At 49.9% G+C, this 15,314-nt stretch carries 12 protein-coding genes; 9 read left to right on the forward strand and 3 right to left on the reverse strand.

What is annotated here, in order from left to right; translation table 11 throughout:
* The 9 genes from H8K29_RS08080 to H8K29_RS08120 all read left to right on the forward strand — a co-directional run bounded on the left by H8K29_RS08080 (position 1) and on the right by H8K29_RS08120 (position 11,820).
* On the forward strand, positions 1 to 2,418 hold the full coding sequence (locus H8K29_RS08080; RefSeq protein ID WP_186897186.1) for a DNA internalization-related competence protein ComEC/Rec2: 2,418 nt from the start codon (positions 1 to 3) through the stop codon (positions 2,416 to 2,418).
* Positions 2,393 to 3,247 (forward strand): alpha/beta fold hydrolase, encoded by an 855-nt coding sequence (locus H8K29_RS08085; RefSeq protein WP_255423309.1) that lies wholly within the window; start codon positions 2,393 to 2,395, stop codon positions 3,245 to 3,247. The genes H8K29_RS08080 and H8K29_RS08085 overlap by 26 nt, the downstream gene beginning before the upstream one ends.
* A 3-nt stretch (positions 3,248 to 3,250) precedes the next feature.
* Positions 3,251 to 4,201 (forward strand): lipid A deacylase LpxR family protein, encoded by a 951-nt coding sequence (locus tag H8K29_RS08090; RefSeq protein ID WP_186897187.1) that lies wholly within the window; start codon positions 3,251 to 3,253, stop codon positions 4,199 to 4,201.
* Positions 4,202 to 4,300: 99 nt separating this feature from the next.
* On the forward strand, positions 4,301 to 5,938 hold the full coding sequence (locus H8K29_RS08095; protein WP_186885599.1) for a CTP synthase: 1,638 nt from the start codon (positions 4,301 to 4,303) through the stop codon (positions 5,936 to 5,938).
* A gap of 2 nt (positions 5,939 to 5,940) precedes the next feature.
* Positions 5,941 to 6,795 carry a 3-deoxy-8-phosphooctulonate synthase gene (gene kdsA / locus H8K29_RS08100; RefSeq protein ID WP_186897188.1) on the forward strand — a complete coding sequence of 285 codons (855 nt, stop codon included), beginning with the start codon at positions 5,941 to 5,943 and terminating at the stop codon, positions 6,793 to 6,795.
* Positions 6,796 to 6,992: 197 nt separating this feature from the next.
* Positions 6,993 to 8,276 carry a phosphopyruvate hydratase gene (gene eno, locus H8K29_RS08105; RefSeq protein WP_186885597.1) on the forward strand — a complete coding sequence of 428 codons (1,284 nt, stop codon included), beginning with the start codon at positions 6,993 to 6,995 and terminating at the stop codon, positions 8,274 to 8,276.
* Positions 8,277 to 8,347: 71 nt separating this feature from the next.
* Complete coding sequence (gene ftsB, locus H8K29_RS08110; RefSeq protein ID WP_186897189.1) at positions 8,348 to 8,689, forward strand: cell division protein FtsB; 342 nt, start codon at positions 8,348 to 8,350, stop codon at positions 8,687 to 8,689.
* A 227-nt stretch (positions 8,690 to 8,916) separates the two neighbouring features.
* Entirely contained in the window at positions 8,917 to 10,437 is a 1,521-nt protein-coding gene (locus H8K29_RS08115; RefSeq protein WP_255423310.1) for a 3-hydroxyacyl-CoA dehydrogenase, read from the forward strand.
* Between the two features lie 207 nt (positions 10,438 to 10,644).
* Positions 10,645 to 11,820, forward strand: coding sequence for an acyl-CoA dehydrogenase (locus tag H8K29_RS08120; RefSeq protein WP_222610865.1), 1,176 nt, complete (start codon positions 10,645 to 10,647; stop codon positions 11,818 to 11,820).
* Between the two features lie 545 nt (positions 11,821 to 12,365).
* On the opposite strand, the gene H8K29_RS08125 is transcribed toward H8K29_RS08120, so the two are convergent.
* The 3 genes from H8K29_RS08125 to hslO all read right to left on the reverse strand — a co-directional run bounded on the left by H8K29_RS08125 (position 12,366) and on the right by hslO (position 15,273).
* Positions 12,366 to 12,749, reverse strand: a complete 384-nt coding sequence (locus H8K29_RS08125) for a hypothetical protein (RefSeq protein ID WP_186897190.1) — start codon at positions 12,747 to 12,749, stop codon at positions 12,366 to 12,368.
* 561 nt (positions 12,750 to 13,310) lie between these two features.
* Positions 13,311 to 13,997, reverse strand: coding sequence for a hypothetical protein (locus H8K29_RS08130; protein WP_186897191.1), 687 nt, complete (start codon positions 13,995 to 13,997; stop codon positions 13,311 to 13,313).
* A 349-nt stretch (positions 13,998 to 14,346) separates the two neighbouring features.
* A complete protein-coding gene (gene hslO / locus H8K29_RS08135) occupies positions 14,347 to 15,273 on the reverse strand; it encodes an Hsp33 family molecular chaperone HslO (protein WP_186897192.1) in 927 nt (308 codons plus the stop codon).
* Positions 15,274 to 15,314 lie beyond the last annotated feature (41 nt).

Here is a 15,314-nt window from a genome sequence, read left to right on the forward strand (position 1 = left end):
ATGCAGGCACTGTGCATCGGCCTGGCGATCGGTGTCACTTTGTTGCAGCAGCAGGCTGCCTTGCTGGAGGTGCATACTCTTTTCCTGATGTTGTTTGCTGCAGTCTTGCTGATGCTGGCGGGTTATCGTTTTTCTATCTATCAGAAACTGCCTGCCGTCGTAAGAGTGTTATGCCAGACGCTGTTTGCTGGCATTATTGGTTTTGTCTGGGCCAGTCTGTTCGCCCACTTTTACCTGACGAGGTCTTTACCTGCAAAGTATGAAGGTAAAGATCTGGTCGTGGTGGGAACGATAGATAGTTTGCCCGCATATTTTGACCGAGGTGAACGATTTAATTTTGCTGTGGAACACGTCATCAGTTCCGATTTATCGGTCGATGAACGTCAACATTTTCCAGAAAAACTCGCTCTGTCGGCGTATCAAGGCACGGAAGATTTGCACGTGCAGCCAGGCGAGCGTTGGCAATTCAATCTGCGTTTAAAACGCCCGCATGGATCTGCGAATCCGCATGGCTTTGATTACGAGGTCTGGTTGCTGGAGCAGGGAATACGCGCAACGGGAACCGTCAGACCAGCATCATCTGCTTATCCTAATCAACGTCTGCAAGAATTTGTCTGGAATTTTGGCAATGTCGTTGAACGTTGTAGGGCTATGCTACGCGATCGTATTCATGCCGCGTTGCTAGGGAAAGCTTATGCCGGAGTGATTGTTGCGCTGGTAATCGGCGACCAGCGCGAAATTTCGCAATCGGACTGGACGGTGTTTAATCGCGCGGGAATAGGTCACTTAATAAGCATCTCAGGATTACACATCACAATGATCGCCGGTTTGTTCGCCGGGTTGATTTCTTTTCTCTGGCGACATTCATTTTTTCTCAATTTGTCACTGCCGTTGATGGTGCCTGCGCAAAAAGTAGCGGCGCTTGCCGGAGCGGTTATTGCGTTTTTGTATGTGGCATTAGCGGGATTTGGTGTGCCCGCGCAGCGTACCTTATACATGCTGTGCGTCGTTGCGCTGGCCGTCTGGAATGGTCGGGTGACCAGCTTTTCATCGGTATTGTGTCTGGCACTGGGATTGGTTGTGGTACTTGATCCGTGGGCGGTACTGTCTCCGGGGTTCTGGCTTTCTTTCGGTGCGGTCGCGGTGATTTTATTTGCCGCAGTGGGCGTGGAGGATGGGAGCGCTACAACTCGGCGACAGCAGATTGCATCGTCCTTGCGTGTGGCGACGCGAACACAGTATGCCGTGACCGTGGGGTTGGTTCCTCTGACGATGTTTTTGTTTGGGCAGTTTTCCCTGATCAGTCCGCTTGCCAACGCCGTCGCGATTCCTCTGATCAGTTTTGTCGTGACGCCTCTGGCCTTACTTGGCAGCGTTCTGCCTTCAGGTGCGTCTGCTGTGGTGTTGTCGCTGGCGCATGAGACTGTGCAAATGCTGGCAACTGTTCTGAGTTGGCTGAGCACTTTCCCGGCAGCCGTATGGACTGCGGCTTATCCTCCTTTCTGGGTGTTTGCGCTGGCACTGGCAGGTGTTGTCTGGATGCTGCTACCGAAAGCCTGGCCTATGCGCTGGCTAGGGATATTTTGCTGCCTGCCTTTGATTTCTCATCAGCCAGTACCAGTCGCTGAGAGGCAACTGAAAGTGACTGCGCTGGATGTTGGGCAGGGCATGGCTTTGTTAATCGAGACCAGTGCTCATCGTTTTTTGTACGACACAGGCCCGGCTTATTCTGCGGAATCGGATAGCGGTAGCAGAATTATTTTGCCTTACCTGAAAGCGCAAGGCATCAATGGGCTTGATGCCATGATCGTGTCGCATAACGACAGCGATCATTCGGGTGGTGCATTGAGCATACTGAAGCAAATGCCTGTCAGTCTGGTGCTGAGTTCATTGAATTCTGACAGTGCGATTGTGGCTGAATCGCGACAACATCGTCGTTGCCAGTCCGGTCAGGTATGGCGCTGGGATGGCATTTTGTTCGAGATATTGCAGCCGGTTGTGGCGAGCTATGACAGCACGAAATGGAAGCCGAATGCGCGCAGTTGCGTCTTGAAAGTATCGACCAGTCATTACGCCATGTTATTGCCGGGAGATATCGAGGCAGTGCAGGAAGATGAGCTGGTGAACAGTATTCCGGATAAGCTCAGAGCTGATGTGTTGCTGGCGCCGCATCACGGCAGCGGCACATCGTCCACGCCGGAGTTTCTGCAAGCTGTGCGGCCAGAGTTAGCTATTTTTCAGTTGGGCTATCTGAATCGTTACCACCATCCTAAAACTGAAGTGTGGAATCGCTACGCCGATTTTGGAATAAAACGTCTAAGAACCGATGAATCGGGTGCAATCACATTACAATTCGGTACATCATTGCAGTTTTCTCAATTCAGACAGGAGCATGCGCGTTATTGGTACGCACAATAATGCAGTATTCATTATGGTGGAAAAAACCGCTAAGCCAGTCCTTCATTTTGTTCATGGGAATAGTTTCCCTTCCGGTACTTACAGGCTTTTTCTTGATCAGTTGCGTGATGTCTATGATGTGCATTCCACGGATATGGTTGGTCATGACGCTGCTTATCCAGTGACGGATGGATGGCCTTGCCTCGTGCAGGAATTGATAGCAACTCTGCTTGAACGCTACACACAACCAGTGATACTGGTGGGGCACTCTCTGGGCGGCATTCTCTGCCTGCTTGCCGCTTCTGAACGACCGGATCTGGTGCGGGGCGTGGTTGTTCTGGATTCGCCTATCGTCGCTGGCTGGCGCGCTTTCCTGCTGCGTATATTCAAGGCATTTGATCTGGATAAAAAAGTGTCGCCAGCCCGTTTTGCTGAAAAGCGCAGGCATATCTGGAAAGATAAGGAAGCAGCCTACCAGCATTTCGCTGCCAAAGAATTATTCGCCATCTGGCCGCCTGAGGTATTGTGGGATTACATACATGCAGGCGTTAAGCCTTGTCCTGAAGGCGTGACTTTACGTTTTACACGCGAAGTGGAAACGGCAATCTATCGTACCTTGCCGCATAATTTGGGACGTTTGCTACGGAATCCACCGTCAGTACCTATCGGTTTTGTCGGTGGAACTGAGTCTGTTGAGTGTCGTCAGGCGGGAGACTTTTACACTAAAAAACTGATGGGTAAGCACTACGCCCTGATACAGGGTGGGCATCTGATCCCGATGGAAGTGCCCTTGCAAACAGCGGCTGCAGTTCGACAGACGCTGACTGAATTGAATTTATATCCGAAATAAAAAATGATGAGATCAAGAAAATTAGTTTTATCTTTGTCGGCGCTGACGACGTTGTGTCTGAGCAGTTTTGCTTTTGCCGACGACAGCGTTATCTTGCCATCCTGGTCTGAGTTTGTGCAGGTCAGAGAATCGGGAAAAGCCATCTGGCAACTGGAAATTGAAAACGATAGTCTGTTGATGAATAAGGATGATCGTTTTTATACCAGCGGTAATCATTTGCAGCAAAGCTTTGTCCGTCAGACGGCCGAGCAATCGACCGAATACGGATGGCGTATCGGGCAGGATTTATATACATCGTCCGACATCAAACTACTGCCATCGCAGTTGGCGCGAAATGACCATCCCTATGCCGGCTGGTTATATGCCGGGGTGTTCGGTCAGAAAACGCAGATGACAGGACGTAGTTGGCGTTGGAGCGTGGATGCCGGATGTCTGGGGCCTTGCGCTGGCGGTGAATGGACGCAAAATCATCTGCATCGTATTTTGCAGCAGGCGCAGCCGCAGGCCTGGAGCACGCAATTGCGCAACGAGTGGGGTCTGGTTTTAGGGGCAGAAATGTCGCCGGGGCGTTTATTGCCGTTTGAGGGAGTGGATATCTCGCCACGCTTCAAAGCGCGGTTCGGCAATATATTTACGGATGCCAGCGCACAACTGGAATTGCGTGCCGGCACCTTGAATCGTCTGCCGCATCAGCCTGCAAGTTATGCGTTTGCCAGAGCAGAGGCAAAAGTCGTGGGCTATAACGCAACGATACAAGGCGGCTACTTCAATAACGAACAGGGAAAGCTCACACCCAAACGATCCGGAGGTGAAATAGAGCTGGGTTATTTATGGCAGGCTGAAAAATATGCTGTCAGTGCATCCGTGTTGCGAAGAGCAAATGAAATTAAGGAAATATCAGATGCGACTGGCGCGCAGAATTTTGTCAGATTGCAATTTTCTTATGCGATGTAAGGCAAAATAAGTTGTTAGTGCGAAGGGGGAATTCGCGTACATGTCCGAGAGTGATGTATAATTCGAATTTCCCGCTTGTGCCGTCCGGCACCTTCTGCAATGACTAAGTTTGTATTCGTTACGGGGGGCGTAGTCTCCTCATTGGGTAAAGGCATCGCTGCCGCCTCTCTCGCCGCCATCCTTGAATCGCGCGGCCTCAAAGTCACTATGCTCAAACTGGATCCGTACATTAACGTTGATCCGGGTACCATGAGCCCATTCCAGCACGGTGAAGTATTTGTGACCGATGACGGTGCTGAAACTGATCTGGATCTGGGACACTATGAGCGTTTTATTTCTTCAAAAATGAAGAAAGTAAACAATTTCACGACCGGTCAGATTTATGAATCCGTGATCCGCAAAGAACGTCGCGGCGAATATCTCGGTAAGACCGTGCAGGTGATTCCGCATATCACCAATGAAATACAGGAATTTATTTACCGTGGTGCTGAAGGCGCAGATGTGGCGCTGGTTGAAATCGGCGGTACCGTCGGTGATATCGAATCATTACCTTTCCTCGAAGCCGCACGTCAGTTGAGTCTGCGCGCAGGGCGTAACGCCGCTGCCTTCGTACATCTGACGCTGGTGCCTTACGTCGCCGCTGCCGGTGAATTGAAAACCAAACCAACGCAGCACAGCGTACAAAAATTGCGCGAGATCGGTATTTTCCCGGATGCCTTATTGTGCCGCGCTGATCGCCGTATTCCTGATGATGAGCGGGCGAAAATTTCTTTGTTTGCCAACGTGGCAGAAGACGCAGTGATTTCTGTGTGGGATGCCGACACCATCTATAAAATTCCTCAGATGTTGCATGATCAGGGGCTGGATAAAATCGTCTGTGACAAACTGGCTTTATCACCGAAGCCAGCAGATTTGTCCATGTGGGACAAACTGATCTATGCGCTGGAAAATCCAAAAGAAGAAGTGACTATCGGCATGGTTGGTAAGTATGTCGATCTGACCGAGTCTTATAAATCGTTGACAGAAGCTTTGCGTCACGCCGGTATTCATACCGAAAGCCGCGTGAATATCGAATACGTTGATTCCGAAGAAATCGAAGCGCATGGTACTAAAGCGCTGGAGAAATACGATGCGATTCTGGTACCAGGCGGATTCGGTAAACGCGGTGTTGAAGGTAAGATCCTTGCTGCGCGCTATGCACGTGAAAACAAAATTCCTTACCTCGGCATCTGCCTCGGTATGCAGGTTGCGTTGATTGAATATGCCCGTAACAAAGCTGGACTGACATTGGCAAATTCCACAGAGTTTGACCCTGAGACAGAACAACCAGTGGTTGCGCTGATCAACGAATGGCAAAACCATGACGGCAAAGTTGAGAGCCGCGATGAAAATTCGGACCTCGGCGGCACCATGCGTCTCGGTGCGCAGACGTGCGACATCAAACCCGGCACACTGGCAGCAGAAATCTACGGCAACTCAGTGACTGAGCGTCACCGTCATCGCTACGAAGCGAATAATCATTACCTTGATCGCGTAGAAGCGGCTGGTCTGGTTGTTTCTTCCCGCACGGCGACAGAAGGCCTGTGCGAGATCATGGAATTGCCGCGCGATGTACATCCTTGGTACATGGGTGTTCAATACCATCCTGAGTTCAAGTCAACTCCACGTGATGGCCACCCATTGTTCATTTCTTTCGCCAAAGCTGCACTTGCCCATAAAAAGGCTCAAGGAAAATAAGCATGAAATTATGCGGATTTGATGTTGGTCTCGACCAGCCATTCTTTTTGATCGCAGGCCCTTGTGTGATCGAATCTCAGCAAATGGCGTTTGATACTGCAGGTCAGTTGAAAGAGATCACGCAGGCATTGGGGATTTCGTTTATCTACAAATCCTCTTTTGACAAAGCGAATCGTTCTTCTGGTACTTCTTTCCGCGGCCTCGGCATGGAAAAGGGATTGGACATTCTGGCTGAGGTTAAAAAGCAGATTGGTGTTCCAGTATTAACGGACATCCATGCGATTGATGAAATCGCGCCAGTTGCGGCGGTGGTCGATGTGCTGCAAACGCCCGCTTTCCTGTGCCGCCAGACTGACTTCATCGAAGCTTGTGGCCGCTCTGGTAAGCCAGTGAATATCAAGAAGGGGCAGTTTCTGGCACCGCACGATATGGTCAACGTGATTGCTAAAGCGCGAGCAGCGGCGAAAGCGGCAGGCCTGAACGAAGATAATTTCATGGCCTGTGAACGTGGTGCTTCGTTCGGCTATAACAATCTGGTGTCAGATATGCGCTCGCTGGCAATTATGCGTGAAACCAATTGCCCGGTCGTTTTCGATGCAACGCATTCTGTGCAATTGCCAGGTGGGCAAGGTACAACATCAGGCGGGCAGCGTGAGTTCGTGCCTGTGCTGGCGCGTGCCGCGGTTGCGGTTGGCGTTTCTGGTTTGTTTATGGAAACACATCCGAATCCGGCAGAGGCAATGTCTGATGGCCCGAATGCAGTACCTTTGGGGCGCATGAAAGAATTATTATCCACTCTGATTGATCTGGATCGTGTGGTTAAAAAGAACGGATTCCTCGAATCCAGCTTCGCATAAATTGACATGTGCATGATTCGCCGCTGTTGGCAGTGAATGGCAGCCGGCGAAAGATAAAGCGACGTTTTCTCCGCGATGTCCGGCTCTGTGATGAGTGGGGCGTCGCGATAGTTTTATCTGCAGCTTGGTTTTCCGCTGTGTGCAGAGTCAGAACAGGTTTTACTTTGTTATCTATATTGATCGTTGAGGAGAATTAAATGAGTGCCATCGTTGATATTATCGGTCGTGAAATTATCGATTCACGCGGTAACCCGACAGTTGAATGTGACGTTTTGCTGGAATCTGGCGTCATGGGGCGCGCGGCGGTACCATCCGGTGCTTCTACCGGTTCACGTGAAGCAATTGAATTGCGCGATGGCGACAAATCCCGTTACCTCGGTAAAGGCGTTTTGAAAGCCTGCGAACACATCAATACTGAAATCGCTGAAGCGATCATGGGTCTGGATGCGAACGAGCAAGCCTTTCTTGACCGCACGCTGATCGATCTCGACGGTACAGAAAACAAAGGCCGCCTCGGTGCCAATGCGATTCTGGCGGTATCGATGGCAGTGGCGAAAGCTGCGGCAGAAGAAGCTGGCTTGCCTTTGTATCGTTATTTCGGCGGTTCCGGCGCAATGCAATTGCCTGTGCCTATGATGAACGTCATCAACGGTGGTGCCCACGCAGACAATAATCTGGATATTCAGGAATTCATGATTATCCCGGTTGGCGCGCCGACTTTCCGTGAAGCGATTCGCTACGGCGCGGAAGTATTCCATGCCCTGAAAAAAATTCTGCACGACAAAGGTCTGACAACAGCCGTTGGTGACGAAGGTGGTTTTGCTCCTTCCGTTGATAATCATGAGTCTGCGATCAAAATGATTATTCAGGCGATTGAAGCAGCAGGTTACGAGCCAGGTACACAGATCGCTCTGGGTCTGGATTGCGCTGCATCTGAATTCTACAAAGATGGCAAATACCACCTCGAAGGCGAAGGCCTGACACTGTCTTCTACAGATTTCACCAATCTGCTGGCGACCTGGGTCGATAAATATCCGATTATCTCTATCGAAGATGCGATGGCAGAGGGTGACTGGGAAGGTTGGGCGATTCTGACCGAAAAACTGGGTAAAAAAGTACAGTTAGTTGGCGACGATCTGTTCGTAACGAACACCAAGATTCTGAAAGAAGGCATACAGAAAAATATCGCCAATTCTATCCTGATCAAAATCAACCAGATCGGTACGTTGACTGAAACCTTCGCTGCGATTGAAATGGCAAAACGTGCTGGTTACACAGCAGTGATTTCTCATCGTTCCGGCGAAACTGAAGACAGCACGATTGCTGATATCGCGGTTGGTATGAATGCATTGCAGATCAAAACCGGCTCCATGTCGCGTTCTGACCGCATGGCAAAATACAACCAGTTACTGCGTATTGAAGAAGATTTGGGTGAAATTGCGAGCTATCCAGGCCGTGATGCATTCTACAATCTGAAGTGATCTGGTAACATGGTGCAAAAAAGGGGAACGCTGTTCCCCTTTTTACTATTTTTATTCTGATGTGAGTCTTTGTGCGACTGATTGCTGTTTCCTTCGTTATTTTGCTGGCGCTGATCCAATATCCTTTGTGGTTGGGGAAGGGCGGCTGGTTGCGTGTGTGGGAATTTGAACGTCAGGTCGCTCAGGCGCAAAGTCAGAATGAAAAACTTAAAGAACGTAATGCCAAACTGGAATCGGAAGTCGCCGATCTGAAAACTGGTACCGACTCTGTCGAAGAGCGTGCCCGGTTTGAATTAGGCATGATCAAAAAAGATGAGATTTTTGTTCAGATTCTGGATAAAAATGCGCCATCTCCCGCCTCTGTTACCAGCACTTCCCCCGCCGAAAAGTCGGAAACCGTCATTAGTCACTGATTCATCCCCGATTCGACGCTGATGCAACGCGGATGTTGTTGCTATTCTTTTTTTCTGTTTTTTTCTTGGTTTTTTCTTCACTTTATTAACGTGAAGTTGCCACGTCTCGCGTTATCATAAGAAAACAGTTGAAAAATATCCAATGATGTCAGTCTTTCTGTGTGCCTGAATTCTGCATGATGAAAACGGGCAAACAGCTTGAATGTAATGATGCAGGAGTCGTGAATATGATACGAGTAGTCGCTGTCGTTGGTGCCGGTGCGATGGGGCGCGGCATTGCGCAGATCAGTGCCCAGGCTGGCTTGCAGGTATTGTTATTCGACACAAATGCGGCGGTTGTTGAAAAAGCCAGGGCTGATATTTTTGCGCAGTGGGATAAGTTGCAGCAAAAAGAAAAAATCACCCATCATCAATGTTCTGTCGCTAAATCAAAACTACATATCGTCGATGAGTTACAGGCACTGGCTGCCAGCGATCTGGTGATCGAAGCCGTCGTCGAAAATCTTGACATCAAACGCGATCTTTTCCGTCAGCTCGATCAGATTGTCCGTGACGATTGCATACTGGCGACGAATACGTCGTCCCTTTCTGTGACGGCGATTGCCGCTTCAGGCAAGCTACCGCAACGCGTGGCCGGTCTGCATTTTTTTAATCCTGTGCCGCTGATGAAAGTGGTTGAAGTCATCGACGGCTTGCTGACCGATGCGACGATAGCGCCACGGCTGATGAGTTTTGTTGGCGAACTCGGTCATACGCCCGTCAGGGCAAAAGATACCCCCGGCTTTATCGTTAATCACGCTGGTCGCGCATACGTGACGGAGGCGTTGCGGCTGCTGCAGGAAAACGTGGCGGACTTTTCCCAGATCGACCAGATCATGCGCGACGCCGCCGGATTCAGGCTGGGACCATTTGAATTGATGGATCTGACCGGCCTCGACGTCTCACATCCGGTGATGGAAGCGATCTACCACCAATATTATGAAGAGCCACGTTATCGCCCCAGCGTGATTGCGGCACAACGCGTACAGGCCGGCATACTCGGGCGCAAAACCGGACGCGGGTTTTACACGTATCCGCCAGAGCCTGTCGCACCACGGCTACCTGACAGCACAGCCTGGACAGGGAAAGTCTGGCTCAGTCATGAAAACAGTCTGGCATCAGATGCCCTGACTGATTTGTTTGTGCGTAGTGACGTCATCATCGATGAGAATAAGACGCCATCGCCAGAGTCGATCTGCATCGTCAGCCCTGATGGCGAGGATGTGAGTACCTGTGTTGCGCGGCTGGGATTAGACGCTCGCTGTACGCTGGGAATCGATAGCCTGACCGGCTGTTACGGCCACCTGACTCTGATGTTGAATCCGGCATCAGATCTGGCTTTGGCACAACGACTGGCGTTGAGCTTAGGCAAATATGGGCAGTCTGTGAGCCTGATACAAGATAGCTACGGCTTTGTCGTGCAGCGTATGCTGGCAAGTATCGTCAATGTTGCTTGCGATATTGTGCAGCAGGGCATCTGTACGCCACAGGATCTGGATAAAGCGGTCGTTGCTGGCCTGGCTTATCCAATCGGGCCGCTCGCGTGGGGCGACAAACTGGGTGCTTTGCGTATACTATTGATACTAAGAAATTTGTTGAACAGCACAGGTGACCCTCGTTATCGCCCTAGTCCGTGGCTGGTGCGCAGGGCGCAACTGGGTTTATCGCTGTTGCATGTATCACCTGCAGAAGGAATCTCTGTCAGTTAAGAGATTCCGGTGCGGTAGCCCGATACATGGAAAACAAATTTCAAGAGACAGCAATCAGAGTGGAAACCAGTGCATGACTCAGGATAAATCACTGGCGTATGAAGGCATATCAAAATACGTTGTCAGCTTCATCCGTCCGGTGTATTGCGGTTTATGTGTTTGCGAGACTTTGATTTAAAAAATTCAAAAATCATTCAGGAGAATTTGATGGCCAAGGCAGTATTCAGTTGGGAAGATCCTTTATTGTTGTCCTCGCAGTTAACGGATGAAGAGCGCATGGTACAAGATGCCGCCCGCGCTTATTGCGAAGAAAAGCTGGCGCCGCGTGTGCTGGAGGCTTTCCGTCACGAGCGCACTGATCCATCGATTTTCCGTGAAATGGGCGAGCTGGGTCTGCTTGGTTCCATGATTCCTTCACAATATGGCGGTGCGGGTCTGAATTACGTTTGTTATGGCCTGGTCGCGCGTGAAGTCGAGCGCATTGATTCCGGCTATCGCTCTATGATGAGCGTGCAAAGTTCGCTGGTGATGGTACCTATTAACGAATTCGGTAGTGAAGCGCAAAAGCAGAAATATCTGCCGAAACTGGCATCGGGTGAATACATAGGCTGTTTCGGCCTGACAGAACCAGATCATGGTTCTGATCCCGGCAGCATGGTCACTCGCGCCAAAACGGTGCCGGGTGGTTATTTGCTGACGGGCGCCAAAATGTGGATCACCAATAGCCCGATTGCCGATATTTTTGTAGTGTGGGCAAAAACAGATGATGGCCGTATCCGTGGCTTTATTCTGGAAAAAGGCTGGGAAGGTCTGACTGCACCGGCGATTCACGGCAAGGTAGGCTTACGTGCATCTATTACAGGCGAAATTGTGATGGATGAGGTTTTTGTTCCCGAAGAAAACCTGTTGCCGCATGTCGAAGGCTTGAAAGGGCCATTTACCTGTCTGAATTCAGCGCGTTACGGTATCGCCTGGGGTGCGCTCGGTGCGGCAGAATTTTGCTGGCACACGGCACGCCAGTACACACTCGACCGTTTGCAGTTTGGTCGCCCGCTGGCGGCAAATCAGCTCGTGCAGAAAAAACTGGCGGATATGCAGACCGAAATCACACTTGCGCTGCAAGGTTGCCTGCGCTTGGGACGCATGAAAGACGAAGGCACAGCCGCAGTCGAAATCACCTCGATCATGAAGCGTAATTCCTGCGGTAAGTCGCTCGAAATCGCCCGCACTGCACGCGATATGCTGGGCGGCAACGGTATTTCAGATGAGTATGGTATTGCCCGCCATCTGGTGAATCTGGAAGTCGTGAACACCTACGAGGGCACACATGATATTCACGCTCTGATTCTGGGCCGGGCGCAAACGGGAATTGCCGCATTCTGATTGCGTTGCTACTCAAAAAAAACCGCAGTGTTCGCTGCGGTTTTTTAATTTCTGGATACTGCTGGCAACTGCATCGTATCGGCCGGGTGTGGCGCACGCATCTGCTTTCCAGATTCGATAAAATAGCAATTTCAGGGGAGTATATTGCGTTTTATGCTTATTCTCAGCGTAAATGCTGGGCTTTAAAATATACTCCGGGGAGTATATTTACCCTGTTTTTAACTGTTTTTAACTGTTTTTAACTGTTTTTGCCTATTTTTGCCTGCCTGCGACGAGTTTTGAGCAAAGATGGCGTCAGTGATCGGCCAGCTTTTGACAGGCAGCGCTGAAGAAAAAATGGCGACGAAATGCGTATTCCAGTAAAAACCAACCATTCATTCCAGTTCAAAAACAGCCAACCATTCTCGTTCAATGGCGGCCAGTGATTCCGATCCGCAGTAGTCAATTGATTCCAGTCTGATACCGAAACGCTAGAAGTGATCATGTGAATTTGGAATGATGATTTTATATAACCGACGGCTTTCGCCCCAACTCGGACGTTCGCTTTAAATTGAAAACGCAGGTATTTTATATTTGCACCAAAAGGCATAAAAAACTAGAGCACCTAAGAGTCCGTGAATGCCAAAACCTAATGCCACTTCAGCATAATTCAGCCAAGCCAATGCCATTGGCTGACCGTTCTCATAAAACTTCAGTGCTTGTCCATGCCATTGCCCAGTTGCCGTATATCCATCGAGATATTGAGGGCGGCCAATCAAAAGGTATGGCAGCATAGCTAAGAAAATTCCACATACGCTTAGGCTGACGAACCCTAGTTTCTGCGTTTTGTGAAGGATAGAGACGCAAGGTATTCCGAGCAAAAAAACCACTAGCCCCGATACAATCAGAACAGCCATCGAATAAAAGAGGAAAACATCAAGAGACGGCATAGCGCCTATCCATATCGGGAAAAATGTAGTCATCCCAATCAGTGGCTGCATCATGACAGCAATAATAGCTGCTAGGTATAAATGCTGGACTTCATAGTGAGAATTGGTTCTATGTCTGCTTCTGGCCGTTAGTGGCCTAAATAAGCGTTAAACAAGTTCCACCTGCGGCGACCAAAATGCTTCCAATTACCAACACCTCAAATAACCTTTTTCGTGGTCTAGGTTTATCAATCTTAAGATAGCCGAGAAACCCGATAAAAGTGGCTACGGCAGATAAACACGTAGCGACAACTGTACATAGAATAAATATTGCAAATATTCCTGTACCACAGACAAACTCACCATTACTCGCAAGTTTCTTGGCCCACTGAGAAAATAGCCAATTTTGATATAAAAAAAATACTATTGGTGCGAGTGAAACTGCACCTAAAATCCAGGACCAGCCCCTTAACGTTTTGACTGCTTCAAAAACTCTCACAATAATCCTAATTTTGTTTGGTTTGTTTTCGCCCCTGACAGGCAGCTCTTGGCACATTCTTCCACGGGTACGCCTTGCGCTTCTCAACTGAAGAGGAACTTGCTGACCTCGAGATTGAGCTGGGCGAAAAACGGTTCGCGTTTCTCAATAGTATCTACGACGTTTGGCGGCAGTTCGTTCATGAAGGAGAAGTGACCTGCACCCTCAATAAAACGGGCGTCCACCAGCGAACCCAGGGTGTTTTTTAGAAATACGGTCTGAGACGGAAGGGTAATAGAATCTAGCAAACCGGCCCACGCTTGTATCGGAGTGCGCACCTCATCAAGAGCGCCAGGCACTGTGAAGAAATCCATTGCCGGAGTGAACACCACCATTCGTTCTATTCTTTTGTCTGCTTCAAAGTCTAGCTTTTTGCCGTCATGCATCCACATTTGACCGCCGGCCAAACCAATCAGTATCGCTGAGCCTATCGAATGTCCGACGGCGTAGATAGCTTGTTCCGCTCGCGCTGCGAAGTCGAGTGCGAGACGAAGCCTCCGAATCCTCATTGCCAGTTCAGTCGCCGAAACCAAGCGGCTAGTCATCCGCTCGAAGTGGGGCGCTATTACCGTACATCCCTGTTCAGCCAACATGTTCAACAGAGGCATGTGGCGACACGGGTTTCCCCCGCCCCCCACTGCGAAAAGTACAGTCCGGAATGCACCAGGTGGCTGGAAGATGGAAACCGTAAATTCTCCCGTATCGTCTTTAAGTACAATTTGCTTGTTCATATTTCCGATATCCGAAAAAAGGCGTTTTATACGGGCACGATTCATTTGGCAGAACAACATCAGATTGGGAGTGGCGTGATTGTCCGCAGTTGTCCGAACTCGTACTGTGTCCGTAAGGATAGCATCTTGCTTAGCTGAAAAATACGTGGAATATCACAACTTCGAATGGCGATGCCGACAATTCTACGAACGCTACCCGAGCTTCAAGCTATCCGTCGAATGGACGGCATTGGGCCGGAACGAGCGGCATGGCTGGAGCGAGAACAGCCGACGGAAGTAGATGAGAATACGCAGTGAAATAAAAAAAGCTGCCAGAGTGTGGCAGCCTTCTTTGAAAAAGTACGGCAGATCAGTGCTTGCTGTCGCCCGGGGGCAGGATGCCTTCTGCCAATGTTTTAGCAACGAATAACTGGGCGCAATCAACCGGATCGAAACCGTAATGTTTGCCGCAAAAATCGCAATTGATATCGAGTTTGCCGAATTCTGCGATCGCGCTTTCCACTTCATCTATCCCCAGCATTTTCAGCATGTCTCCCACTTTTTCGCGGGTGCAGCTGCAATGAAAACTTGGCTGCAGCGGCTCGAATACGCGCAGCGTCTGTTCCCAGAATAAGCGGTGCATCAGCGTTGCGATGTCGTGATTCAGCATTTCGTCTTTTTTCAAAGTATCACCCAGCATGACGGCATGATTCCAGGCTTCGGCTTCATCCTCAACCTGCGATTCGCTGCCACCGGTTTTCGGTAACTTTTGCAGCAACATACCGCGCGTGACTTTATCGTTGGCGGCCAGCCAGAGTTTGGTGTCGAGCTGTTCTGAACGCTGCATATAATTTTCAATGACAGTCGCAATGCTGTCGCCATCGAGCGGGACGATGCCCTGATACGCCTGTTGCCCCGGCAGCTTGTCATTCGGATCGAGCGTAATCACGAAGCGTCCATGTCCGTGCGCATGCACCAGGTCTTTCAGGGTTTCATGGTTCTCAATCACGGCGTCGTCTGCCAGTTTGGCGGTGGCGCGCAGACGTAGTTCAGAGTCGCATTCAACCACCATCAATTTGACCGGGCCATCACCGTGAATTTGCATGATCATCGTGCCGTTGAACTTCAGATTGGCAGAGAGCAGGGCAGCGGCGGCCATCATTTCGCCCAGCATCGTTTGCACCGCAGGCGGATAGGTTTGATGCGACTGCATTTGTTGCCAGGCGCTTTCCATTTCGACCAGCTCGCCGCGTACGCCGGCATGTTCGAACATAAATTTTTGTAAGGTGTCTGTCATGGTGATTCTGTTTTTCTGAAGCGGGTAAAAATTTTCAGGAT

This window comes from Undibacterium sp. CY21W (genome assembly GCF_014284265.1).
Taxonomy (GTDB): Bacteria; Pseudomonadota; Gammaproteobacteria; order Burkholderiales; family Burkholderiaceae_D; genus Undibacterium; species Undibacterium aquatile.

What these genes read in the sequence shown, in the direction of transcription:
- H8K29_RS08080 (WP_186897186.1), top strand. Translation starts at nt 1, where the DNA reads ATGCAGGCACTGTGCATCGGCCTGGCGATCGGTGTCACTTTGTTGCAG.
- H8K29_RS08125 (WP_186897190.1), bottom strand. Translation starts at nt 12,749, where the DNA reads ATGCCGTCTCTTGATGTTTTCCTCTTTTATTCGATGGCTGTTCTGATT.
- kdsA (WP_186897188.1), top strand. Translation starts at nt 5,941, where the DNA reads ATGAAATTATGCGGATTTGATGTTGGTCTCGACCAGCCATTCTTTTTG.
- H8K29_RS08095 (WP_186885599.1), top strand. Translation starts at nt 4,301, where the DNA reads ATGACTAAGTTTGTATTCGTTACGGGGGGCGTAGTCTCCTCATTGGGT.
- H8K29_RS08130 (WP_186897191.1), bottom strand. Translation starts at nt 13,997, where the DNA reads ATGAACAAGCAAATTGTACTTAAAGACGATACGGGAGAATTTACGGTT.
- H8K29_RS08115 (WP_255423310.1), top strand. Translation starts at nt 8,917, where the DNA reads ATGATACGAGTAGTCGCTGTCGTTGGTGCCGGTGCGATGGGGCGCGGC.
- hslO (WP_186897192.1), bottom strand. Translation starts at nt 15,273, where the DNA reads ATGACAGACACCTTACAAAAATTTATGTTCGAACATGCCGGCGTACGC.
- H8K29_RS08085 (WP_255423309.1), top strand. Translation starts at nt 2,393, where the DNA reads ATGCGCGTTATTGGTACGCACAATAATGCAGTATTCATTATGGTGGAA.
- eno (WP_186885597.1), top strand. Translation starts at nt 6,993, where the DNA reads ATGAGTGCCATCGTTGATATTATCGGTCGTGAAATTATCGATTCACGC.
- H8K29_RS08090 (WP_186897187.1), top strand. Translation starts at nt 3,251, where the DNA reads ATGATGAGATCAAGAAAATTAGTTTTATCTTTGTCGGCGCTGACGACG.
- H8K29_RS08120 (WP_222610865.1), top strand. Translation starts at nt 10,645, where the DNA reads ATGGCCAAGGCAGTATTCAGTTGGGAAGATCCTTTATTGTTGTCCTCG.